Source organism: Dinghuibacter silviterrae, from assembly GCF_004366355.1.
GTDB classification, from domain to species: Bacteria; Bacteroidota; Bacteroidia; order Chitinophagales; family Chitinophagaceae; genus Dinghuibacter; species Dinghuibacter silviterrae.
On the sequence record NZ_SODV01000001.1, the window covers coordinates 3,007,512 to 3,030,866 of the forward strand.

The 23,355-nt window shown below is 57.9% G+C and carries 20 protein-coding genes; 12 read left to right on the plus strand and 8 right to left on the minus strand.

Annotation, left to right across the window (positions count from 1 at the left end; translation table 11 throughout):
* Positions 1-18 precede the first annotated feature (18 nt).
* From EDB95_RS13055 to EDB95_RS13065, 3 genes are read left to right on the plus strand one after another with little or no spacing between them, the layout of a single operon-like run.
* Positions 19-1,650, plus strand: a complete 1,632-nt coding sequence (locus EDB95_RS13055) for a RagB/SusD family nutrient uptake outer membrane protein (RefSeq protein WP_246073621.1) — start codon at positions 19-21, stop codon at positions 1,648-1,650.
* Positions 1,650-4,127, plus strand: a complete 2,478-nt coding sequence (locus EDB95_RS13060) for an alpha-N-acetylglucosaminidase (protein WP_211352099.1) — start codon at positions 1,650-1,652, stop codon at positions 4,125-4,127. The genes EDB95_RS13055 and EDB95_RS13060 overlap by 1 nt, the downstream gene beginning before the upstream one ends.
* Position 4,128: 1 nt before the next feature.
* Positions 4,129-5,448, plus strand: a complete 1,320-nt coding sequence (locus EDB95_RS13065) for an acyltransferase family protein (RefSeq protein ID WP_133994248.1) — start codon at positions 4,129-4,131, stop codon at positions 5,446-5,448.
* A gap of 16 nt (positions 5,449-5,464) precedes the next feature.
* Here EDB95_RS13065 and EDB95_RS13070 read toward each other — a convergent pair whose 3' ends face one another.
* Positions 5,465-7,891, minus strand: coding sequence for a glycoside hydrolase family 3 C-terminal domain-containing protein (locus tag EDB95_RS13070; protein ID WP_211352100.1), 2,427 nt, complete (start codon positions 7,889-7,891; stop codon positions 5,465-5,467).
* Between the two features lie 78 nt (positions 7,892-7,969).
* Between EDB95_RS13070 and EDB95_RS13075 the strand changes: the two genes are divergently transcribed.
* The gene (locus EDB95_RS13075; protein WP_133994249.1) at positions 7,970-8,713 is read left to right on the plus strand and encodes an NUDIX hydrolase; all 744 of its coding nucleotides are present in this window, start codon (positions 7,970-7,972) and stop codon (positions 8,711-8,713) included.
* Here EDB95_RS13075 and EDB95_RS13080 read toward each other — a convergent pair.
* Positions 8,710-9,150, minus strand: a complete 441-nt coding sequence (locus EDB95_RS13080; protein WP_162852582.1) for an ester cyclase — start codon at positions 9,148-9,150, stop codon at positions 8,710-8,712. The genes EDB95_RS13075 and EDB95_RS13080 overlap by 4 nt on opposite strands.
* A gap of 202 nt (positions 9,151-9,352) precedes the next feature.
* Between EDB95_RS13080 and EDB95_RS28010 the strand changes: the two genes are divergently transcribed.
* Together EDB95_RS28010 and EDB95_RS13090 are read left to right on the plus strand one after the other, a co-directional pair.
* Positions 9,353-9,505 carry a type II toxin-antitoxin system HigB family toxin gene (locus EDB95_RS28010; protein WP_133994251.1) on the plus strand — a complete coding sequence of 51 codons (153 nt, stop codon included), beginning with the start codon at positions 9,353-9,355 and terminating at the stop codon, positions 9,503-9,505.
* A 4-nt stretch (positions 9,506-9,509) separates the two neighbouring features.
* The gene (locus EDB95_RS13090; protein WP_133994252.1) at positions 9,510-9,884 is read left to right on the plus strand and encodes a helix-turn-helix domain-containing protein; all 375 of its coding nucleotides are present in this window, start codon (positions 9,510-9,512) and stop codon (positions 9,882-9,884) included.
* A gap of 38 nt (positions 9,885-9,922) precedes the next feature.
* Here the strand turns inward: EDB95_RS13090 and EDB95_RS13095 are convergent, their stop codons facing one another.
* The 3 genes from EDB95_RS13095 to EDB95_RS13105 form a co-directional block, all read right to left on the minus strand.
* Entirely contained in the window at positions 9,923-11,446 is a 1,524-nt protein-coding gene (locus EDB95_RS13095) for a S10 family peptidase (RefSeq protein WP_133994253.1), read from the minus strand.
* A 238-nt stretch (positions 11,447-11,684) separates the two neighbouring features.
* Complete coding sequence (locus EDB95_RS13100; protein ID WP_133994254.1) at positions 11,685-12,947, minus strand: helix-turn-helix domain-containing protein; 1,263 nt, start codon at positions 12,945-12,947, stop codon at positions 11,685-11,687.
* Positions 12,948-13,000: 53 nt separating this feature from the next.
* Positions 13,001-13,651 (minus strand): metal-dependent hydrolase, encoded by a 651-nt coding sequence (locus tag EDB95_RS13105; RefSeq protein ID WP_133994255.1) that lies wholly within the window; start codon positions 13,649-13,651, stop codon positions 13,001-13,003.
* Positions 13,652-13,732: 81 nt separating this feature from the next.
* Between EDB95_RS13105 and EDB95_RS13110 the strand changes: the two genes are divergently transcribed.
* Entirely contained in the window at positions 13,733-14,299 is a 567-nt protein-coding gene (locus EDB95_RS13110) for a TetR/AcrR family transcriptional regulator (RefSeq protein ID WP_133994256.1), read from the plus strand.
* Positions 14,300-14,460: 161 nt separating this feature from the next.
* Complete coding sequence (locus tag EDB95_RS13115; RefSeq protein WP_133994257.1) at positions 14,461-14,670, plus strand: hypothetical protein; 210 nt, start codon at positions 14,461-14,463, stop codon at positions 14,668-14,670.
* 124 nt (positions 14,671-14,794) lie between these two features.
* On the opposite strand, the gene EDB95_RS13120 is transcribed toward EDB95_RS13115, so the two are convergent.
* Positions 14,795-15,265, minus strand: a complete 471-nt coding sequence (locus EDB95_RS13120) for a hypothetical protein (protein WP_133994258.1) — start codon at positions 15,263-15,265, stop codon at positions 14,795-14,797.
* Between the two features lie 73 nt (positions 15,266-15,338).
* Between EDB95_RS13120 and EDB95_RS27300 the strand changes: the two genes are divergently transcribed.
* The gene (locus EDB95_RS27300) at positions 15,339-16,664 is read left to right on the plus strand and encodes a hypothetical protein (protein ID WP_162852583.1); all 1,326 of its coding nucleotides are present in this window, start codon (positions 15,339-15,341) and stop codon (positions 16,662-16,664) included.
* Between the two features lie 71 nt (positions 16,665-16,735).
* Here the strand turns inward: EDB95_RS27300 and EDB95_RS13135 are convergent, their stop codons facing one another.
* Complete coding sequence (locus EDB95_RS13135) at positions 16,736-17,182, minus strand: DinB family protein (protein WP_133994260.1); 447 nt, start codon at positions 17,180-17,182, stop codon at positions 16,736-16,738.
* A gap of 36 nt (positions 17,183-17,218) precedes the next feature.
* On the minus strand, positions 17,219-18,058 hold the full coding sequence (locus EDB95_RS13140; RefSeq protein ID WP_133994261.1) for a hypothetical protein: 840 nt from the start codon (positions 18,056-18,058) through the stop codon (positions 17,219-17,221).
* 187 nt (positions 18,059-18,245) lie between these two features.
* Here EDB95_RS13140 and EDB95_RS13145 point away from each other — a divergent pair, with 187 nt between their 5' ends.
* From EDB95_RS13145 to EDB95_RS13155, 3 genes are all read left to right on the plus strand, one after another.
* Positions 18,246-18,860 carry a TetR/AcrR family transcriptional regulator gene (locus tag EDB95_RS13145; protein ID WP_133994262.1) on the plus strand — a complete coding sequence of 205 codons (615 nt, stop codon included), beginning with the start codon at positions 18,246-18,248 and terminating at the stop codon, positions 18,858-18,860.
* Between the two features lie 130 nt (positions 18,861-18,990).
* Entirely contained in the window at positions 18,991-20,169 is a 1,179-nt protein-coding gene (locus tag EDB95_RS13150) for an efflux RND transporter periplasmic adaptor subunit (RefSeq protein ID WP_133994263.1), read from the plus strand.
* 15 nt (positions 20,170-20,184) lie between these two features.
* Entirely contained in the window at positions 20,185-23,346 is a 3,162-nt protein-coding gene (locus EDB95_RS13155) for an efflux RND transporter permease subunit (RefSeq protein WP_133994264.1), read from the plus strand.
* Positions 23,347-23,355 lie beyond the last annotated feature (9 nt).

Below are 23,355 nucleotides of genomic sequence, written 5' to 3' on the forward strand. Positions count from 1 at the left end.
CGAGTAAAACACATGAAAATGCAAAAATCATTTCTCTTCATAGCGGTCCTCGCGGCCGGGCTGGCGTCCTGTCATAAACTCGACGTACCCATCACCACGCAGCTGACCCCCAGCGTCTATCCCACGGACTCGGCCCAGTTCATTACGGCCTCCGGTCCGGCGTACGTGGCCCTGCGCGGGAACTACGCGGTGGAATTCTTTTTCCAGCAAACCCTCAGCACCGACGAGGCCATCCTCCCGGCCCGGGGCGGTAACTGGTACGACGGAGCCCAAAACCAGCAGATGCACTACCACAGCTGGAACAAGGACAACAACTACGTCAATACCAACTGGACGTGGCTGGCGACCATCATCGGTGTGGTCAACCAGGAGCTGTCCATCCTGAATGCCGACGAACCCTCGACCTACTCCGCCAAGCAGCAAAACCTTGCCGAGCTGAAAATGGTCCGGGCGCTGGCGTACTTCTATATGATCGACAACTACGGGAACGTACCCATCGATACGGTTTACGGGGACTTCAATGCCCACCCGACCGTAGCGCGGGCCCAGGTGTTCAGCTTCCTGGAAAACGATATCAAGGGGTGTCTCCCTTACCTGAGCCGGGCGACGGGTACCGCCACCTACGGCCGGATGAACCTCTATTCCGCGTATGCCCTCCTGGCCAAGATGTACCTCAACGCCCAGGTGTATACGGGTACCGCCCGCTGGAACGACTGTATCGCCGCCTGTGATACCGTCATCAATTCGGGTTTGTATTCCCTGGCCCCGTTGTCGGACTACCTGGTCATGTTCTATCCCACCAACGGGCCGACGTCCCTGGGTAGCGAAAACGAGTTCATCTTTGCGATCCCCTACGATCCGAACCTGACCAACAACGTGTTCCCCTTCCGTGCGGTGAATATCCACGCGCGTTATGACGTCCCCCGGAGCGAGCAGGCAAAATTCTCCCTCCCCTTCGACCCCAGCGCCCCGGAAAGCACGATCCCCAGCTTTTACGATTCGTATTTCTCCTGGGATAAGAACGACGTCCGGAACGGGCAATGGCTCACCGGTCTTCAATACCTCAAGGACGGCGTCACCCCCGTTACGGTCACGACCACCAACCTGGGGTACAACCAGTTCTATACCGGGGGCAGCCCAAGTGCCAGCTATACCTACCAGGTTAACCTGTCGGAGGCCGTTACGCTTCGTCAGGACTCCGCCCTCTTTGATTGCGGGAACGACGAAATCGCCTGGAACATGGGTTACCGCGACATCAAGTTCTACCCCGACTGGACATCCACCAGCCGCAACCAAAACAACGACGAGCCCGTCTTCCGTTACGCCGATATCCTCCTGATGAAGGCCGAAGCCATCCTCCAGGGTGGCACGGCCACCAACGGGCAGACCGCCCTGTCCCTGTGCAACGCGCTCAGGGCGCAACGGACGACTTCTCCCGCCTGGACCAACGTCACGCTCGACTCGATCTACAACGAGCGTACCCGCGAGTTCACCCAGGAGAACTGGCACCGCAACGACATGATCCGTTTTGGCAAATTTGAAAACGCATGGGGCTTCAAGGTCGATGCCGATGTCAACCACCGCATCTTCCCGATTCCCACAACCGCTCTGACGCTCAATCCTAATCTCACCCAGAACCCCGGGTATTAATGAATAGGGGACTTTGGTTAAGACTCTTACCGGCTGCCCTGGCCTTCTATACGATGAAGGCCCAGGGACAGCCGGTTCCTTTTGCAGCACCGGCCCAACCGGCCTCGGTCGCGGGCGCTTCCGCGGGCACACCCGCCCCGGATGCTCCCCCGCCCGGGGATCCCATGGGGCCTTTTGGCCAAGGCTCTTCCTCCGGCGCCGGCGCCTGGGCCGCCGGTACTGCGGAAGCTTCCGCCCAAGGCCTGATCCGGCGATTGCTGCCCACGCGCGTGGGGGATTTTATCGTGGAGCGCCTCGACGCGGGGCCTGATGCCGCCGCCGGACACGCCTCCGGGCGCGCCGACGGACAAGCCGCCGGGCGGGTCGACGGATACGCCTCAGGGCACGCCGACAGCCGCGACGTTTTCGAAATCGAAAGCCGGGGCCGCCGCATCGTCCTGCGCGGTAATACCGGCGTTTCCATTGCTTCCGCCCTTTATTACTACCTGACGGAATACGCCCACTGCCAGGTCACCTGGAACGGCAGCAACCTGCGCCTGCCCGCCGTGCTGCCGCGGGTGCCTTTTTTAGTGCGTCGCCGTACGCCCTATCCCTGGCGGTATTATTTGAATTATTGCACCTTCAACTACAGCATGACCTGGTGGAGCTGGGACCGCTGGGAAAAAGAAATCGACTGGATGGCCCTCCACGGCATCAACATGCCCCTCGCCATCACCGGTGAAGAAGCCACCTGGAGAAATGTCTACCGGTCCATGGGCCTAAGCGACACCGACCTCGCCCATTTTTTTGCCGGCCCCGCCTACCTGGCCTGGGGCTGGATGGGTAACCTCGATGGCTGGGGAGGCCCCCTGCCCGCGAGCTGGATCGACGGACACGAAGCCCTCGAAAAAAAGATCCTCGACCGCGAGCGCGCACTCGGTATGATCCCCGTGCTCCCCGCCTTTACCGGTCACGTACCCGCCGCCATCGCCCGCAAGTTTCCCACCGCGCGGCTCACCCGCACCAACTGGCACAACGGTTTTGACGATACCTATATCCTCGATCCCCTCGACCCCCTTTTTGCAGACATCGCCAGGCGCTTTCTCCGGGAGCAAGAGCGTTTATACGGGACCGACCACCTCTATTCAGCCGATACGTTTAACGAGAACGAACCCGCCGCCGGGGACAGCGCATCCCTCGCCTCCCTCAGCGCCCGCATCTATGCCGGCATGCGTGCCGCCGATCCCGAGGCCGTATGGGTCATGCAAGGCTGGCTCTTCTACAGCGACCGAAAATACTGGACGGAGCCCCGCGTGCGGGCGCTTCTTGGCGCCGTGCCCAACGATCGGATGATCCTCCTCGACCTCGCCGCCGAAATATCCCCCGTCTGGAAACGGACGCATTCGTTTTACGGGAAGCCTTGGATTTGGTGCCAGCTCAACAACTTCGGGGGCAATGTCAATTTGTTCGGGCGCATCGAAGGTGTAGCCGCGGGGCCCGCGGAGGCGCTGGCCGCGAATCGCGCGGCGGCGGACAGCGTCGCGACCGCTACCGCGCCCGGCCCCCTGTCCGGCATCGGCCTCACCATGGAAGCCATCGCGCAAAACCCCGTCATCTACGAGCTCACGATGACCCACGCCTGGAGAGACAGCGCCGTCGACCTCGACCACTGGCTCCCGGCGTATGCGCGTAACCGTTATGGTGTGGACAATGCACAGGCCGACTCCGCCTGGACCGTGCTCCGGCACACCGTGTACAATGGCCAGAAAATCCGCGACGGCGCCGAATCCATCATCACCGCACGGCCCACGCTCGATTCTCAGGCCGTCTGGACGCAAACGATCCTCAACTACGATCCGGCGGACCTGCTACCCGCCTGGGACTTTTTGATCAAAGCCGCCCCCGCCTGCGCTTCCAGCGAAGGCTTCCGGTACGACCTCGTGGACGTCACCCGCCAGGTGCTCGCCAATTATGCGCTGCCACTGCAAAGACGCTGGGTGGATGCGTACCGCCGCGGCGACACGGCGACCTTTGACATTGAGTCCGCACGTTTCCTCGACCTCATCAGCGACCTTGATACGCTCTTGCGTACCCAACGCGACTTCCTATTGGGCCCCTGGCTGGCCGATGCCCGCGCCTGGGGGAAGACTCCCGGGGAAAAGGCTTTGTACGAACGCAACGCCCGCGACCTCCTCACCCTTTGGGGTGGGGCGGAAAGCCCGCTCCACGAATACGCCAACCGCCAATGGAGCGGATTGCTTAATGATTTTTACCGGGAACGCTGGGTACACTTTTTCCAATTTCTGCGCACCCATCGATTGCCGGACCTCGCAGCCTTCGAGCCGGAGATCCGGGCCTGGGAGTGGGACTGGGTAAACCGTCAAAATGCCTTCCCGACAACGCCCCAAGGCAACCCGGTCGCCACCGCGCAGCGTTTGTATGACAAGTACCGCGCGGCTTGCGTCAAAAACGAACCTGCCTCCGCCAAAAACAACTAAGATGCGCCGACTGACCTCTTTGGATGCCCTCCGCGGCTTTGATATGTTCTGGATCATGAGTGGAGAACAGATCGTCCACACCCTCGCCAAGGCCACGGGCTGGCCCGTGCTGGTATGGATGTCCGGTCAGTTGCACCACACCGTCTGGAACGGCTTTACGTTTTACGACATGATTTTCCCGCTCTTCCTGTTTATCGCGGGGGTATCCATGCCCTTCTCCTTCGACGGCAAAGACAAACGGAAGTTGTATCCCACCATGATCCGCCGGATGCTGACCCTGGTCCTTCTCGGTCTGGTGGTCAACGGCGCGCTCAAGTTCGACGGATACCACCAGACCCGTTTTGCCAGTGTCCTGGGGCGCATCGGGATCGCGTGGTTCCTCGCCGGGTTGCTTTACCTCAACACCGGCCCGCGCTGGCTGATCGTATGGTGGTTTGGACTCCTTCTTGGATACTGGGCCCTTATGGAGTGGGTTCCCGTCCCTGGCTACGGCGCGGGCGCGTTGACCATGCCCGGTTCCCTGGAGTCCTACATCGACCGGTTGTTGCTGCCCGGTCGGCTGCACGACGGCATACACGATCCGGAGGGGATTTTGTCGACGATCCCGGCGGTCGGGACGGCCCTGCTGGGGGTGTTTGCGGGGCGGTTTTTGAAGGGCGCGCCCTCCGGGGCATCCGCCGCAGGCGCTGTCGCGCCCGCCGCGCCGCCCGCTGTGCCCACCGCGCCCGCCGCGCCGCCCGCTGTGCCCGCCGCCCGCGCTGTGCCCACCGCGCCGCCCGCTGCCCGCGCTGTGCCCGCCGCGCCGCCCGCCGCCCGCGCTGTGCCCGCCGCGCCGCCCGCCGCAGGCGCTGTCGCGCCCGCCGCGCCGCCCGCCGCCCACGCTGCCCCCGCAGTGCGCCCCGCACTGCGCCCCGCCCAAAAAGCCGCCCTCCTGGCCCTCGCCGGCCTGGTGCTGCTGGCCCTCGGCCTCCTCTGGGACAAAGCCTTTCCCATCAACAAACGCCTGTGGACAAGCTCGTTCGTCCTATACGCTGGTGGCTGGAGCGTCCTTTTCCTAGCCCTCTTTTATGGCGTGATCGACGTCCTGGGCTGGAAACGCTGGGCCCAACCTTTTGTCTGGATCGGCATGAACTCCATCCTGATCTATCTTGCCAGCGAAGCGCTGGTCAACTTCGCCTTTACGGCCCAGGCCTTGACGGGCGGGTTGATCCATTTCGCCCCGCCCGTCTGGCAACCGGTTTGGACCGCGGTGTCGGTGACCCTGGTCCAGCTTGCCGGGCTCTACTTCCTTTATAAAAAGAAGTGGTTCCTCAAGGTCTGAATTCGCCGGGCCCCGGTTAGGGCCGGTTCGCCGCCTGCAAGATCCGCTGCAGATCCGCCTCGCTAAATTTCCCGCGGGAAAAGTTGATAAACTTACAGAGGGGCGTATCCCCCAACAGGTTCTCCACGGCGCCAACGGCGCGCTGTCTGGCTTGTACCGCGGCGGCGGACGTATCCTCCGGACCGGGTGCGCCAAAGGAACGGGCAAAACCGGTGACCAACTGTGGATAAAGCGATGCGCCGCGCGGGTTTTGTTTCAACTCCTTCAGGCTCGAATACCGGGTGATGGGCGGATATTTGATCCGCGTGGCCTCCACCTGTAACGACTGCCGGAGGGGAAGGTCCCTGGAGGACCCGCCCGCAAGAATGTCAAAGACATCGGTGTGCACCTGCCAGTCGTGGACAGCGGGGTCATAGTAGGCAAAGTCCCGGTACCCCAACCGAAAGTGAACGATGGTTTCTTCCCCGGGCTGCAGGTCCACCTTGGCGAAGTGTCTGAGTTCGCGTTCGGGACGGACGAGGGGGGCGGCTGTTTCGTGTACGTATAGTTCCACCACTTCCTTTCCTTCCCGGTTGCCGTCGTTGCGGAGCGTCACAGCGATCCCCACCGAGTCCGTATCCCGGATATGATCCCGGTCCGCGAAAATGTTTTTGTAGGTAAAATGGGTATAGCTCAAACCAAATCCAAAGGGGAACAGGGGCGCGATGCGCCGGGCGTCATAAAAACGATAGCCGGTAAAATTTCCTTCTCCATAGACGGCATGCCTATCCCTTGCAGGGAAAAGCGGGTAGGGGGGCGTATCCTCCAGCCGGACCGGGAAGGTCTCGGAGAGTTTGCCCGAAGGGTTGACGCGACCCGTCAGCACATCTGCCAGGGCATCGCCACCGGCCTGGCCGCCCAGCCATCCTTCGACGATCCCTTTGACCTGACCTGCCCAGGGCATGGCCACCGCGGACCCGTTCATCAGGACGACGACCGTTTTTGAAGCAGGCAGCGAAGCGATCAGGCGGTTATGCCCCTCCGGTAGGTCGATGCTGGAACGGTCATAGCCTTCGGATTCATAGCTTTCGGGGAGACCGGTAAAGACGAGCACGACGTCCGCAGAAGCCGCGGCTGCGGAGGCCGCGGCAAGTAACGTATCATTGGTGCTGCCATCCGGCAGGTACCCCTGGGCATACAAGAGGTGCAAATTTTTTTCCTTACCCAGCGCACCCCACACATCCGCCAGGCGGGTAGGATTGATCTGGGAACTCCCCCCTCCCTGGTACCGAGGCGTTTTGGCAAAGGCGCCGATGACCGCCACGGTTTTGTCGCCCGTGACCGGGAGCAAACCGTCTTCATTTTTGAGCAGGACAATGCATTCGTCGTCCACGGCCCGGGCCACGGCATGGTGCGCGTTCGCATCATAGGTGGCGCCGTCCCGGTGCGCGGCGTGCAGCCGGAGCGTGGTGGCAACGACGGTCGTCACCAGGCTGTCGAGCGTGGCTATACGCAAACGGCCTTCCTTAACCGCCGCGACGATCTTTTGTGTGTTGACGTCGCTGCCCCCGGGCATTTCCAGGTTCAGCCCCGCCTTGATGCCCGCCACGCGGTCATCCACCGCGCCCCAATCGGACACCACAAAACCTTTGTAGCCCCAGGTGTCCCGGAGGATACCGGTCAGCAAGGCCTGGTTCTGGGAGCAATACGTACCGTTGAGTTTGTTATAGGCGCACATCACCGTTGCCGGTTGCGCCTCCGTCACCGCGCGTTCGAAGGCCGGGAGGTACAGTTCGTGGAGGGTCCGCTCATCGATGTCCGAGCTCATGGTAAACCGGTCGGTTTCCTGGTTGTTGGCCGCAAAGTGCTTGAGCGAGGAGCCGACGCCCTGGCTTTGCTCGCCCCGGATCAAGGCGGCCGCCATCGCCCCGGCCAGCCTGGGGTCTTCGGAAAAATATTCAAAATTCCGTCCACCCAGCGGGGACCGTTTCATGTTGACCCCCGGGCCAAGGATGATCTGGACGTTGTTTGCCTGGCATTCTTCCCCCAGGGCCACCCCCTCCTGGTAAGCCAGACCCGGGTTCCAGGACGAGGCCAGGGCCGAAGCCGTCGGGAAACAAGTCGCCGGAATGGTGTGTCCAAAGCCCCCCGACGAGTCCTTGCGCAACCCGTGAGGCCCGTCTGTCATATAGATCGAGGGCAGGCCCAGCCGCTCAATGGGCCGGGTCGACCAGAAATCCTGGCCCGAGCAAAGGGAGGCTTTTTCTTCTATGGTCATGCGCGCCACCAGGGCGCGGGCCTGCGCCGTAAAGGCGTCCGGCGCCACAACAGCGCCCCGCGCCGCAAAGGTGCCCCGCGCCACAGGAGCGCCCAGCGCCATTAAATCGTTATGAGCGGCAAAATTTTGCCCCGCCGCTGACAACGCAAACGCGGCGATAAACGTACTTAGGAATATCCATTTCATAAACAAGCATATTGTATCGATAAGATACAATATAAATAATTTTTTTCAATCGGCACAGCCATGGTTATATTAGAACACATGAAGGAAACCGATCACGAAAGCCTGACCCGTCTTGTAGCGGAAGGGGCTGGGGAATATCTGCGACACCTCTCCGTCGATTCCGTGATATTCAGCTTTCATGAAGGCAAGCTGAAAGTACTGTTGCTGCGTATGAAAGACCTTCCCCAATACGCCCTGCCCGGTGGATACGTCCGTAACGACGAAGGGGTGGACGAAGCCGCCCACCGCATCCTCGCCGAAAGGACCGGCCTAGGGGAAGTATTCCTGGAACAATGCGGGACCTTCGGGGACCGCGACCGTACGGGGGAAGACCGCGGAGAAGGTCTTTTCAGATCGCTCGGGGCCGACCTGCCCCCCGGCAACTGGCTCCGGGAGAGGTTTGTGTCCGTCAGCTATTACGCCCTTGTCAACCACGACCTGGCACATCCGCAGCCCGGTTTTTTTGCGACCGAATGCAGCTGGCATTCCGTCACACACCTGCCCGACATGATTTTTGACCACGCCCGCATCATCCGCAAGGCGCAAGAAACGCTGAAGCAACACCTCGACTACAAGCTCCTCGGCTCCAACCTCCTCCCCGAAACCTTTACCATGAACGAACTCCAGCGGTTATACGAGGCCGTTCTGGGCCGTACGCTGCTTCGCGCCAACTTCCAACGGAAGATGCTCGGGCTCGGCATCCTGGAGCGGCTCGATAAGAAGTTTGGAGGAGGGGCGCACAAGGCGCCCTACCTGTACCGTTTCAAACTGCTGGAACACTAGTTCTGCACCGGCGCCGGTTTTGGCGCCACCCCCGGCGACACGTTTTCCGGCACCACCCCCAACTGCTGCAAAAACCCCAGCCGGTCGGTTTCCAGCCAGGAGCGAAGGATCTTCCCGTCCCTAAGCTGGTAAATGCCGATCGCATGATTCGTCATCCGTTTCCCCGTCGGCGGGACACCCCGGAAGGCGGCCTTGAACGTGCCCACCCACTCCCAACGGACGACCACCCGGTCGCCCTCGGCGATCAGGTCCTCCAACGTCCAATGGATGTCCGGAAAAGCCGCAATAATGGGCGCCACCGTGTGTTCAAACCCTTCGGCACCTTTTTCCCCGTTGGGGCCCTCACAGTTGGAATCGACGATCCGGTCCAACTGATCCAACTGCCGGGTGTTCAGGAGCTCGTACAGCTCGCTGACAACTTCTTTGTTTGTGTTCATTGTTTTTCCCTCCTGAAAGGACATTAGCGAACACAAGGCCACCAGGCCCAATGTACTTGCAATGCTCATTTTTTTAATGATTTAAGGAGACAAAGCTCGCCAGGGCGGGGTGGGGGGAATTGTAAAAAATCATTGTTTTAAAAGAAATTTAATTTCACAAAATGAAATTTTATTACCTTTACGCACGTGAGATGGGCTGGTGATGGTAGTGATCAGTTATAGGACGATTTTCGCACATTTCAACGAATTAAGGTCGGTATTTAATTCGGTGGACGCCGTCGGCAACGATCGGTATGTTTTCAATATAAAAGGGAACCACTATAGATTGATCGCCTTGGTTCGTTTTAAAAATTAAGACAATGAAAGAGAAGACACCCATTGCGACCGAAGCCCAATATGGCAAAACAATGGAAGAGATACTGTCTTTGATGAATAAAGGCGAAAAAAATTTATCAAAGGCTGAATCTGAGCATTTGAGGGAGATGGCCTTTGCTGCTCAGCAATATGAAAAGGAAAGGTATACGATACCAGCCCCTGTCACTATCGAAGGCATGATCGAACTAAAAATGTACGAACGTCGTTTAAAACAAAAGGAATTGGCTCAATTAATGGGACTGAGCGAGCCCAAGCTGTCCCAAATACTTTCCGGCAAACGCGCGCCGGATATAGCATTTCTAAAGGCGGCGCATCAGAAGTTGGGAATCGATGCTTCTTTTCTTTTAAATCATGTGTAAAAAAAAGGGCGCCGGTAAAAGGCGCCCTTGAGTTGAGCTTAATATTTCGACGGCTCCCCCGGCTTCGGCGTCGACTCCGCAATAAACTTCCGGAGGTTCTCTGTCGCCGCTTCCAGGTCCGGTTTGCGCAGGTACAGCATGTGCCCGCTCCGGTAGCCTTCCCAGTGCAGCCGGTCCTTCAGCCGTCCGCTCGGGTCGAGTTGCCAGAGGCTGTACTTCGCGTTGAAGTAATCACAGGCGCCGTCATAGTAACCCGACTGGATGAGCAGGTGGAGGGAGGGGTTTTCGGCCAGCGCCTGGCGCAGGTTTTCGCCTACATGGTCGTTCTTGTCGTCCCACGGCCAGACTTTTCCAAACATATTATACTTCAGGTCGGTTTTGTAGCCGAGCTCGTTGCGCATATAGATCTGCATGGCAGGCGTAAAGGAATGCAGCCAGGACGTCAGCTCTGCATTGAAGTCCGGGCCTTCACCCGCCTTTTCCCGGTCGATCCCCTTGTAGCGGGAGTCCAGGCGGCCGACGGTATAGCCTTTGTCACGCAACAGTTCCTTCCAGAAAAAGTCATACGGGATGTCCAGGTTGTGCGCCAGGATGGCGTCCACGGACAAACCCGAATAGCGGGATATCTTTTCGGCGATACTGTGCCGGGCCGTTTCGTCCAGGAAGCCGCCCTGGCTCAGGGCCGGGATGAGTTCGTGGATGGTGAAGTCCTCGACTTCCGGAAGAAACGCGGTCAGGTCCTTTTGCTGGAGGTCCTGCGCGAGTGCTTTATGATACCAGGCGGTGGCGGCAAAATAGGGCAGCCGGAGCGCCATACCTACCGGTCCGTTCCGGTCGATACCAAGGTCGGTGGGGGAAACCAGGACGACGCCGTTGAGGTACATCCACTGCGCATCCTGGAGTTCGAGCGCTAGACCGGACACGCGGGTCGTCCCATAGCTTTCCCCGATGAGGAACTTGGGTGACGCCCACCGGTTTTTCCGTGTCACAAAAGTACTGATCCAACCCGCGAGGTATTTGATGTCTTCGTTGACGCCAAAGAATTGAGTGGTCGGGATATCCTTGCTGACGGGACGGGAATACCCCGTGTTGACCGGGTCCACATAGACGATGTCCGCCACGTCGAGGATGGAATTAGGGTTTTCCTGTACACCATACGGTTGAATCGGGTACCCTTCGTCGTCGATGTTGAGCCGGCGGGGACCGGTATAGCCGATCTCCATCCAAACAGAGGGTGTGCCCGGTCCGCCGTTAAACGAGATCACCAGCGGACGCGTCGACTGGTCTTTGACATCCGAACGCTCGTAATAGGTGAAGAACACCCCTGCGACGGGTTTGCCGTCTTCGTCCCAAACAGGCATGGTGCCCGCCGTCGCCGTATAAGGGATGTGCTGCCCTTTGATCGTTACTTCATGGTGGGTGACCACGGCCGAATCGATATTGAGTTCAAGCGTGCCCGGCGGTGTTTTGCCATCCTTTTGCGCCATGACTGCTCCCGCGAAACCACCCGTGAGGAGACCCGTCATCAATGCCATACGTACGATCGTATGTGTTTTACTCATGTCTTACAACTTATTGGTGTATGATAAAAATAGGGGATTTCTTTTCCTGCCCGGGTGGCGGTTGGGATGAGCGGCAAACAAAACACCCGCCATGAGGCGGGTGGGGGTTATGGCAGCAACACATTGTTCAGAGGTAAGCATTCCACGGACACGTGCCCGCATAACGGCCACGAAAATAGAAGAAATGTCAAGGGAGACCACATTTAGGAGCGTTTGGAAGGATAAATCCCCTTAAGATTTAACCAAGATCCTTCGATTTTAGACTATTCAGGTAGTCCGACGGGCTTTGACCCGTGATTTTTTTAAACACCAGGAAGAAGTTGGTCCGGTTCGAGAAACCGGCCCTTTTGCCCAGCCCTTCCAGCGAGAGTTCCTTCCAGACCCCCTCGGCAAAAAGGGTCTTGGCGTGTTCCACCCGGTATTGGTTCATCAGGTCGGTATACCGGACCTTATAATGCTGGTTGATGATATAGGACAACTGGTGGACAGGGATCCGGGTCGCCACCGCCATGTCCTGTATGGACCACTTGGCCTGGAGGTAAGGTTTGTCGGTTTCAAGGTGCGCCTCCAGGATGGGGAGGTATTGGGAAATCACTTTGCCGTTGACGGGCCGCGGAGGCTCCGGTTCCGCCGCCTGCGTCACCAGCCCCGGGGCAGGCGCCACCGGCAGGGTCGTCACTGGATCCGGCGCGGTCGCCACCGGCAGGTTCACCGGTATCGTAGTAACGGTCACGGCCGGTTTCTTTTCTTCGTGTCTTAGCCCATAAAGCGCTTCCGGATAGGAAAGGAGTGTCACCGTTGCCAAAAGGAAACAAGCATACAACGGATAAAGAAGGTAGTTATAGTCCTTCGCGATATAAAGCCCTATCCCCGTCGACAATCCGCGGTACGTCAGCAAGGCGAGACTGACGTAAAAAAAGGTTTGCATCACCGTAAGGATCAGCAGCCAGCGGAAAATCCGTTTCGATCCCCCCAAACGGCCCTGTAGCAACAACCGCCACTGGAAAAACAAGTAAGTGATCGCCTGCGCCGGTCTCAGGATGAAGTGCCACCGGAGCGGAATGACCGAGATCCGCTGCTGGTAAAACTGGTTGTAATCATGGAGGGCGTGCCCGACATACTCCGCCTTGCTAATGGTCGATAGTCCCAGGTTAAAAGGGAGCAGGTCGATAAAAAAAATCAGGAAGGGTAAGAAGTGAAGCCAGTCCCGGCGATCGAGTCCGTTTTTTCGCTTCAGGGTCTGGCGCACATACAAATAGGCACAAGGCGAAATCAGGAAAACAAGGGGTGGTCCCCAGCCCGCCAGCCAATACAATCGTGCATACGCCCCCGTTAGTGTGAACAGGTAGATCATATTGTACCAGCCCATCGAAAAAAAGGCAATGCCCAACAGGCTGTTTGTAGACCGCTGCCCCACCGGGGACCTGAACAAAAGAAAGGAAACGATATAAGCCAGCGCAACGCCGAGAAAGTAAAAGGCATTTTGGTAAGCAAAGCTCATAGCCGGACAAAGATAACGAACCCACCATAAGGTCCACCGGCGTTAACGGATGATTAAATCACCGTTCGCGTCCGGTCGATCCAATATCCCCAAAGGATCAGAATCCACTGGATCATCCCCATCCAACCCATTCCGTCTGTGGAAGAGGGTGGGGGACTGAAAAAACCCGAGGCATAAAAGGCAGCGAGCAAAAGCACAAGGGACCAAAAGGACAGATGTCCTATCCAGCTCTTTGCCCTGGTGCGGCTCAGGTAAAGGGCAATGCCCCCCGCGAAGAGGATGCTTTCCGCGCCAATCGTTGCCGCCTGCGAATTCCAGAGACCCAGCCCCACTTTGGTATCGCTCCAGGGCGAGAGGGGAAGGTCCGGTATATGGGTCAGGTAGTCCAACGCCCAATGGCTGAAGACCAGGGCGCCCAACAGCAAGGCCGTACCGCGGTCACGGCGGATCGCATAATATACGCCCCCGAACAAAACCGACCAGATCAATGCAAAGACCAGGCTATGCGAATAAGGATAGTAGGAAAAGTCAAGCGACAGCAAGGGCGGTTGATGCGGCGCGACGGCCACCTTTTCCCAGCCAAGGATCAGGAAAAGAGGCCACAGCAGGTCCAGGAACTGTGCCGCCATCAATAAGGTACCGAGCGAGGGTTTGGGGTCCAACCGTTTGGCACCCATGCCCAATCCGAAGTGACCGATAAACATAAGCAGGTGGTTTGCGCCCAAAATAAAAAGAAAAATTGAACAGACTTGTCTGTTTATTCTACTTTTCCTAGCTTTGTTGTCATGAAGACCAGGCACGGACCCCGGGAGCGCATCGTAGCCGCCGCCTACCGGCTCTTTTACGAGCAGGGGTACGGGGCTACAGGAATAAATCAAATTATCGAGGAAGCCTCCGTCGCCAAAGCCAGTCTTTACCAATTGTTCCGCTCCAAGGACGAACTCCTCCTGGAATACCTCAAACAACGCGACCACGAATGGTGGACCGAGTTCGACGCCTTCCGCGCAGGCATACCCGAAGGCCGGAAAATGCTCCTCGCGTTGTTCGACTATCGTCTGAAACTCGTCCTGGAACACCGTTACCGCGGCTGCTCCTTCAAACGGATCGCCTACGAACTCCCCGACCTCGACGGCCCCGCCGCCGCCGTCATCCGCGAACACAAGCTCGGCGTCAAAGCCTTTATCGCCACCCACCTCAAGATCCACAACCCGTCGCTCAGCCGCCAGGAAACCGCCGACCTCACCGAGTTCGTCATGGACCTCTTCGAAGGCTCCGGTAACCAGACCTACCTCCTCCGCAATACCAAACCCGTCGAAGACGCCAAACGCCTTTTGCAAAAATTCATTCCATAACCGCTATTTTTTTGCCATGGAAGGAACAGACCAGTCTGTCTATTTTGGGCGCGGATTGGGTGCTCCTGGAGCGTTTCCGCCACCCGCCAATCTGTCGCACGTTGTGGCCATGGCGCCAGCCTGGCAAGAAGTTTGCCCGACATTCCTAAACATTAAATGATATGAAGACGACATTTATTGAACTCACGCACGAGAAGGATGGAAAAGCCGTTTTGGTCAACGCAAACAACATCACCTACGTCCTGCCCAACGACGACGAACGGGGCAAATTCACTTTTGTGTATTTTAATTCCGAAAAGGACCACGTTATACCCGTCAGCGAGCCCTACGAGGGTGTCCTCCAAAAGCTAAAGGAAGCCCTGGTTTCCTAAAATGAAAAACTCCGGCTTGTGGCCGGAGTTTTTTTTAACAATTTTTTGCCGCGCGCGCGCCGTTGCTGGCGCTCATCAGCGCCGCACTGGCGCTGTCGCCAACGCTGCGCTGCCGCCGTCGCTGCTACCATCCATTGGCATGGATCGCCCGCCGCACCGCGCCGAGGGCCCGGTCGATGTGGTCGTACGCCCGCATCTGAAGACCTTGAGCGAACGCGTTGTCTTCGTCGTGGCTGATGTCCCGGCGTGCCTTTTTGAGGAAGTCAACCGCGTCGTGCAACCGGCCCGGATGGTCCGGGTGTTCGTCCACCGGCGGATGATCTTCGAGGTTCTTACCATCGTCGATGGACGCCTTTTTGATTTCGCCGATGGCGGCGTCGATCTGGCGAACCGCTTCGACTTCGTCCACCGTCTGGTCCCAGTTACCGGGGCGGTGCTGGAGCATCCAGCGGGCGGCCCGGAGGTCGGATAGGGCATGGAGATAGTACGGGTGGTCACCAAAATCCGAAGGTGCCGGAGTTGCCTTGGATACAAGGCCAAAAGCAAGGATAGCGATAGTACAGGCAAGTCGGCCTGCGTAGTGAGACAGGTTCATAGATAGGTTTTTGTCTTAATTTGATGTGGTCTTGGCTTTTTCGTTTAAATTGTCGCGTAAATTAACAAACAGCATGACCAAAGAAAGCAGCGCGCTGACCAGGATCACCCTTCTACTGTTAGTGATGTGTACATTTGCTAACGGTAAGGGTTACGCGCAGGGAGACGTAGACCTGATCGGCTTCAAGGGTGGCTATAAAGCCCTCAGCCGTTTGTGTGAACAAAACCTGGATGGCGCGGCCCGGTTGCTGGTCAACGACTATTCCCGGGGCTACTTTGTGTCACTGACCATCCCCGCCGGAGCGGATACGGTCACCGACATCGCTTTCCTCACTGCCACCCCGCCCGACATGGCCGGCCAGATCACCTGGGCATTAAAGGGCACCAACGGTCAGTGGATGCGCCAGGGAAAAGTCAGAAAGCTGCTGATCCCGATCTTTTTTTGCCAGAATACGCCGCCCAACGATTCCCTGTTTTCTCAACTGCTGATCACGAACAACGTCGGCTTTAGCGTTTCCCAATACCCCGACCAGTGGCCGGAAGCCGCCGAAGGCGTGTGGATCCATCCCATCTGCCCGCTGGTAGCGGGGGGCACGCCCCGCCAGGCACCGGCGCCCGCGTATACAGCGCCGGCTACCGCGCCCGGCACCACCGCGCCTGGATATGGTGCGCCCGCCACCGCTGCGCCTGGATATGGCGCGCCCGCCACAGCCGCGCCCGCAGGCACCGCGATGACGACGCCCGCCCAGAGCGCACCCGCGAACGGCACGCAAGCGTATGGCACGCCCACGCAAGCCTACGGCAACCCCGCCTACGGCCCGCCCACGGGCCCCGTTTTTGATACGATTTCCGCTTCCGGTGTATTTATGACGAAGGATCACTTCGACAAAGGACTGGTCGCCTACGGCAATACCTTTAGCGTGGAAGAAAAGGGCCTGCTGTCCTGGTTCCCGATCGACTATGCCGCTTACGGGACCGTCCGCGTCAGGACTTCGCCCGTCAACAAAGACTACCAGGAGTTCCCGGTGGGGGCGATCTTTGGTTTTAAAAGCAACAACATCGCCTACGTCTACCTGAAGTCTGCCAAGGAGTACCTGGCCGTCATCGCAAAGGCGCCGCCGTTCTACCTGATGATGGACGAGCGCAAACAAACGGGGTACAATGGCAACGCCAACCTGGACGGGATCTTTATGTATGCCCGCACCCTGGATGGCCCCGTGAAGGAATTCACCCGCAAGAATATCGAAAACGACTTTGGTTCCAACGCCAATATGATGTCGGACTTGCAGATCCTGCGCAAGGAATTGAACAAACACAGCGTGTCCATGACCCGGGGCGACTTCGAAGCCTGCCGCGAGCTGGCCAAGGATTACCTGGCGAAGTGGGCCACGGCGCAATAGCGAAGGCCGTGCCACGCGGGCAAAAGCCCGCCGCGCAACGCCCGCCGCCCGCCGCGCCCAGCCGCGCGCGCCTACACGTCGAGCAACCTCCGGTGATAATTCACCTGCCCCAGGTGATAATTGAGGTGCAACGCCAGGTGCAACAGGAAATACCCGGTGGTGACGCGCTCGCCGTTGTAGGCTTCAGGGTATTCTTTTTCAAGCTCCTCAGGTGTTAACGCTTCAAGCGTGCGATCTACAATGACGGCGACCTCGTTGACCTGGGCGATGAGTTTGGCCTGGGGGATGTTCTTACCCGCAAATTCGAAGGGGCGGTCGCGGACATAGCCGGTTTGTCCCAAACGGGCGCCTATATAGGTATTTAGATTACCCACGAGGTGCATGCTGAGGTTCGCGCCGGAATTGAGGATGTGCCCCCCGACACGCCAGAGGGCTTCTTCGGAAGTATAGGCGCCGATTTCTTCGCGCAACCGGGCGAGGTCCCTGGCGTAGAAGTGCCGCAGATCAGATAGATTCATAGACAACTTTATTGTGTTGCAAAGATGCGTTATTCCCTATTGCCGGCCATCGGGGTCGCGGGGCGATAGCGGCAGCGACCACCTGGGCGGCGCGATGAAAAAATAGTTCAGCCCCCGGCCGGTCCTTTTGAGGCTCCGTTTGGAAAAGATTCGGAAACGGACCCAGGCGACGACGCCGTCGGGGCAGGTGACATAAATAACGTGCTCCCGCATACCGTAGACATAATTGATAAAGTGGGAAGCCTGTTGGTCGCGGAGGGAAGGCGGGGACCGGAAGGTGCAGACGTAGCCGGGTTTGAGGACGGCCTGGGCGCTGGGGTGGCTGTGGAAAGAGTACGCGGAGTCGTCCATGGTGATGGCGATGATGCTGTCTTCGCAGGGATTTTGGAGGGGGCCCGGCAATATGGTATCGATCTGGTCGGAAAACAAATGATAATATCCTCCGTATTCTTTCCCATCGATCCGGTCGTCGCGATGGCGGCCGTCGTCGGGGATCCGTTGGCGGATCCGGCCGAGGACAGAAGGGGGCAGGATGGGGACGAAGTAATCGCGGATCATCTTATCGGTGATGCGGCCCCGGCGGATGCGCCGCAGGGGTAGGGGGGACGGCAGGATGCAAACATGGGCACCGGGGACGATGACTTTGTGGGGAAGAAAAGTTTCCCCACGGGGATTGAACAAATGGGTGGAGTCTGTATCGTTCCGGAGGAGGTAGTACCGGTTGGCCGACGGGTCGGGCCGGTAGCATAAAAGCCGCCCGTTTTCGCTGATAAAATAGTCATAGTAGCGTTGGAACGCCGGTGGAGTTTGGGCATGCCCCATGGACGAACAAAAAAGTGCCCCCGCCGTGACGAGGATCCTGAAGGTTGATTGCATGATACCAGGAATTCAGAAGTAAGCTGCTCTAAATTAATGGGATAGCCCCCGGGGTACCACCCGTTTCGGGAGCTTTTTTTATGAAAGTTGGACATTTGTTAAAAAAAATATTTTGACGGAATTGTTTTCTGTCTACCTTTGTCTCATGAATTTTTAACGGCGTTAAAAAAATTAATACCCTTAAAGAATGGGGACCCTGGAGCGCAAACAACGATTGAAGGAGGAAGTGCGGTGTCGGATACTGGAGGCCTCCTGGCAGATAGTGCAAGAAGAAGGATGGCATGCGTTGTCGATGAGAAAAATCGCGGATGCCATCGAATATACGGCTCCCATAATCTACGGGTATTTCGAGAATAAGGAAGCGATCCTGAAAGAACTGACGTGCCAGGGTTTCCGTATCCTGAGCGCCAAAGTAAGAGAGGCGAGGGCAAAACACGACGACCCGGCCTTGCAACTGGAAGCGATGTGGATGGCCTATTGGGACTTTGCCTTTGAGCACCAGGCCTACTACCAGTTGATGTATGGAGTGGATGTAGACTGTTGCCAGTTGGAAGCATCGATCCGGGACGCGGAAAAGACAACCGATCTGTTGGACGAATCGCTGGCAAAACTGATCGCCGAAAGTAAAAACCCCCATGAAGACCCCTGTCGCCGCTTTTATACTTTCTGGGCGGTGGTGCACGGGTTGATCTCTTTAAACATCGTCCGTAAAGGCACCCTATCCCTGGACGTAAACCGGTCCATCCTGAAGGACGCGCTCCGGGCAATCATTATCGATATAAAAGGCTGCAAAGCCGAATAGGCGGCGGCAAGCCTGCAAAGGCGGCACAAGGCCGCCCAAAAACAGCACCCGACGGCATAAGCGCCGCCCGCATTTTCTTCTTGATAACTTAACACTGTAAAATAGTATAACAACGTTAAAACATCAAACCATGCTCGTAACTAAGCGAATGAAGAACTGGATGACTGTAATAGGAGGGCTTTTCGCACTGACAGCCTTCCTGTCAGGTTGTACAGATTCGGTGGCCAGCAACGGGATGCAAGCGCCTCCGCCCCAGGCTTTGCCTGTGTTTGCGGTGCATCCGGCCGAGGCCGCGACCAACGATGAGTACACGGCTTCCCTGGAAGGGACGCGCAACGTAGACATCCGCCCGCAGGTGGACGGCTACCTGGTGCGCATCTACCAGGATGAAGGCGCTTTTGTGCACAAGGGACAGCCCCTTTTCCAGATCGACGACAAGGTATACCAGTCGCAATTGGACAATGCAAAAGCAAACCTGCTCTCGGCAAAGGCAGCGCAGGAAAATGCACAGATCAATGTCAACAAACTGACCCCGCTGGTATCCGGGGGCGTCGTTTCGGACGTACAACTGAAAACGGCCCAGGCCTCCCTGGACGCGGCAAAGGCCGGTGTGGCCCAGGCGGAAGCCCTGGTCACGAGCGCCCAGATCAACGTGGGCTATACTACTGTCGCGGCCCCGGTCGACGGCTACCTGGGCAGGATTCCTTTCAAAACGGGAAGCCTGGTGGGGAAGAACGACGCTCAGGCCCTGACGGTCTTGTCGCAGGTGGACGAGGTGTATGCCTATTTCTCGATGAGTGAAAAACAATTCCTGGACTTTAAGAACCGGTACAAGGGCGCCACGGTGGAAGAAAAACTCCGCCAGATCCCACCTGTTCAACTGGTGCTGGCCGATGGGAGTGTGTATGCCCAAACGGGGAAGGTAGAAACCGTGGAAGGTCAGTTTGACCGTACGCTGGGATCGATTCCTTTCCGGGTGACATTCCCCAACCCGAACGGGTTGCTCCGCTCTGGGAATACGGGCCGCGTCCGTATCCCGGGTCCCCAGTCTTCGGTGCTGGTCGTGCCCCAGGAGTCGACCTTCGAAATGCAGGACAAAGTGCTGGCCTTTACGGTAGGTGACTCGAACAAGGTAGCGATGCGTCCGTTGACGGTCAGCGGCCGTAGCGGGAATTATTACCTGGTATCGGGTGGTTTGAAGGATGGCGATAAGGTCGTGTATACGGGGCTGGACCGTCTGAAGGACGGGGCGGTGATCGTACCCCAGGTTATTTCATTGGACAGTTTGTTAAAAGCAAGTCCGCTGTAAAAAAAATCATCTTACATGCTCAGACGATTTATCGAAAGACCGGTGTTATCAACGGTCGTGTCTATCATATTGCTGTTACTGGGGATATTATCGCTCTCTACGCTCCCCATCACGCTCTTCCCGGACATCGCGCCGCCTTGCGTAGTGGTTTCGGCCAACTACCCTGGGGCGAATGCGGAAGTCGTGGCGCGGTCGGTGGCGACACCCCTGGAAGAAGCGATCAACGGGGTGGAGAACATGACCTACATGACCTCCAACTCGTCCAACGACGGCTCGATGACGCTGTCGGTTTACTTCAAACAAGGGACGAACCCGGACATCGCGTCGGTGAACGTCCAGAACCGCGTGTCAAAGGCGACGAGCCAGCTCCCCACCGAAGTAACCCAGTCGGGGATCTCCACGCAAAAACAACAGAACAGCATCATCATGTTCGTGGGCGTTTATTCCACGGACAGCGCTTATGATGAAACGTTCCTGCAAAACTATGTCAAGATCAACCTGATCCCCAAGGTCCAGCGTATCCCCGGTGTGGGTGACGCCCAGATCTTCGGGGCCAAGGACTATTCCATGCGGATCTGGCTGAAACCGGACCGGCTGGCGGCCTACAATATGGCGCCCATGGACGTCACGAACGCGATCAAGGAACAAAGCCTTGAAGTGGCCCCGGGCCGTTTCGGGCAAAGCAGCTCGCAGATCTATGAATACGTCCTCAAGTATAAGGGGAAGCTCAACAACAACGAAGACTATGAAAACATCGTCATCCGGGCGAACCCGGATGGATCGGTGATCCGGCTCAAGGACGTGGCCCGGGTGGAATTCGGCGCGTATTCGTACTCGTCGAACAGCAAGCTCAACGGCCATCCGACCACCGGCTTCGCGGTCTTCCAGACGGCGGGGTCGAACGCGAACGACATCCTTACCCAGGCCCAGCAACTGGTCAAAAAGTTTGAGAGCGACCTCCCCCGCGGGATACACGCGACGATCATGTACAACTCCAAGGAGTTCCTGGATGCGTCGATCGACCAGGTGAAACACACCCTGATCGAGGCCTTCGTCCTGGTGTTTATCGTTGTCTTCCTTTTCCTGCAAGACTTCCGGTCCACGCTGATCCCGGCGATCGCAGTACCGGTGGCCATCGTGGGAACCTTCTTTTTCCTCCAATTATTCGGCTTTACCATCAACCTGCTGACCCTCTTCGCCCTGGTGCTTGCCATCGGGATCGTGGTGGACGACGCCATCGTGGTGGTGGAAGCCGTGCACTCGAAGATGGAGCGGACGGGGCTGCCCGCAAGGGAAGCCACGGTCACGTCGATGAACGAGATCTCGGGGGCCATCGTGTCGATCACCCTGGTGATGGCGGCGGTATTCGTCCCCGTGGGCTTTATGCAGGGCCCGGCAGGGGTATTCTACCGGCAGTTTGCCTTTACCCTGGCCATCGCCATCCTGATCTCCGCCGTGAACGCCCTGACGCTTAGCCCCGCGCTTTGCGCGCTCTTCCTGAAGAACAACCACGCGGAAGGGGAAGAAGGACACCGCAAGGGTATCGCGGGCCGTTTCTTTACGGCCTTCAACGCCGGTTTCAAGGCGATGACAAACCGCTACCTGGCCAGCCTCCGCTTTCTGTTCAAACGGCGTTGGATCGCTATCGGCGCTCTTGTCATCATCGCGGCGGTGACGTACATGATGATGCAGCGCACGCCCACCGGGTTTATCCCGACGGAAGACCAGGGCTTCGTTCTCTACGCAGCAAGCACGCCCCCGGGCAGCTCGCTGGCGCAGACGCACAAGGCGTTGGAGGAAATCTCCAACATCGTCAACAACGACCCGGTGACCGACCGGCACTATACCATCGAAGGGTTGAACTTTATCTCCAACGCCAACGCGGCGCCTTATGGAGCGGGTTTTATCCGGATGAAACCCCGGGACGAACGGGGACCGATCAAGGATATGGAAGCCGTGTCGAACGAGCTCACGATGAAGGTCGCGATGCAGGTCAAAGACGCACACGCGTTCTTCTTTACCTTCCCGACCATCCAGGGTTTTGGGAACGTGGCCGGTTTCGAATTCATGCTCCAGGATCAGAACAACGGTTCCCTCGACAAGCTGGGCGGTACCGCCTGGCAGTTTATCGGGGCGCTCATGCAACGCAAAGAGATCGCCTATGCGTTTACCACCTTTGCGTCGGGTAACCCTCAGTATATGATCGAAGTGGATGACGCCAAGGCCAAACAGCTCAACGTTTCGATCAGCGACCTGTTGCAAACGATGCAGATCTACTATGGTAGCTCTTTTGTCGACGACTTCAACCGGTTTGGCAAATACTACCGCGTGATGGCGCAGGCCGACATACAGTACAGGGCCGATCCCAGTTCCCTGGACAATGTGTATGTCAAGAACGCCCAGGGGAACATGGTCCCCGTGAACCAACTGGTCACCCTCAAACGCGTCTACGGACCGGAAACGGTGACGCGGAACAACCTCTACAACGCCGTTACCATCAACGGGGTCCCCAAACCGGGGTACAGCACCGGGGATGCGATCAAGGCCATTGAGGAAACCGCCCAGCAGGTGCTGCCCAGGGGGTATGCCACCGAATGGACGGGGATGACACGGGAGGAAGTGAAAGCAGGGTCGCAGATGATCTTCATCTTTATGCTGAGCCTGATCTTTGTCTACTTCCTGTTGTCGGCCCAATACGAGAGCTATATCCTGCCGCTGGCGGTCGTGCTGACGATCCCGGTAGGGGTGTTTGGGGTCTTTGCCTTTATCAAATTGATGGGCGTGGACAACAACATCTATGTACAGGTGAGCCTTATCATGCTGATCGGGTTGCTTGCGAAGAACGCCATCCTGATCGTGGAATACGCGGTCCAGCGCCGGCGGGCGGGGATGACCCTGGTGGCCTCGGCCCTGGAGGCAGCCCAGTTGCGGCTCCGGCCCATCCTGATGACCTCTTTTGCCTTTATCGTGGGGCTGTTGCCCCTGCTCAGGGCGCAAGGCGCTTCCGCGCTGGGGAACAGGTCGATCGGTACGGGCGCTGTGGGCGGGATGCTCACGGGGGTTATCCTGGGGGTATTCATCATCCCGGTACTTTTTGTGATGTTCCAGTTCCTGCAGGAAAAGGTTTCGACGAAAAAAATAGGGCATGAGGTTTCACCGATTGGCGATCACCAATAATCAGACTCA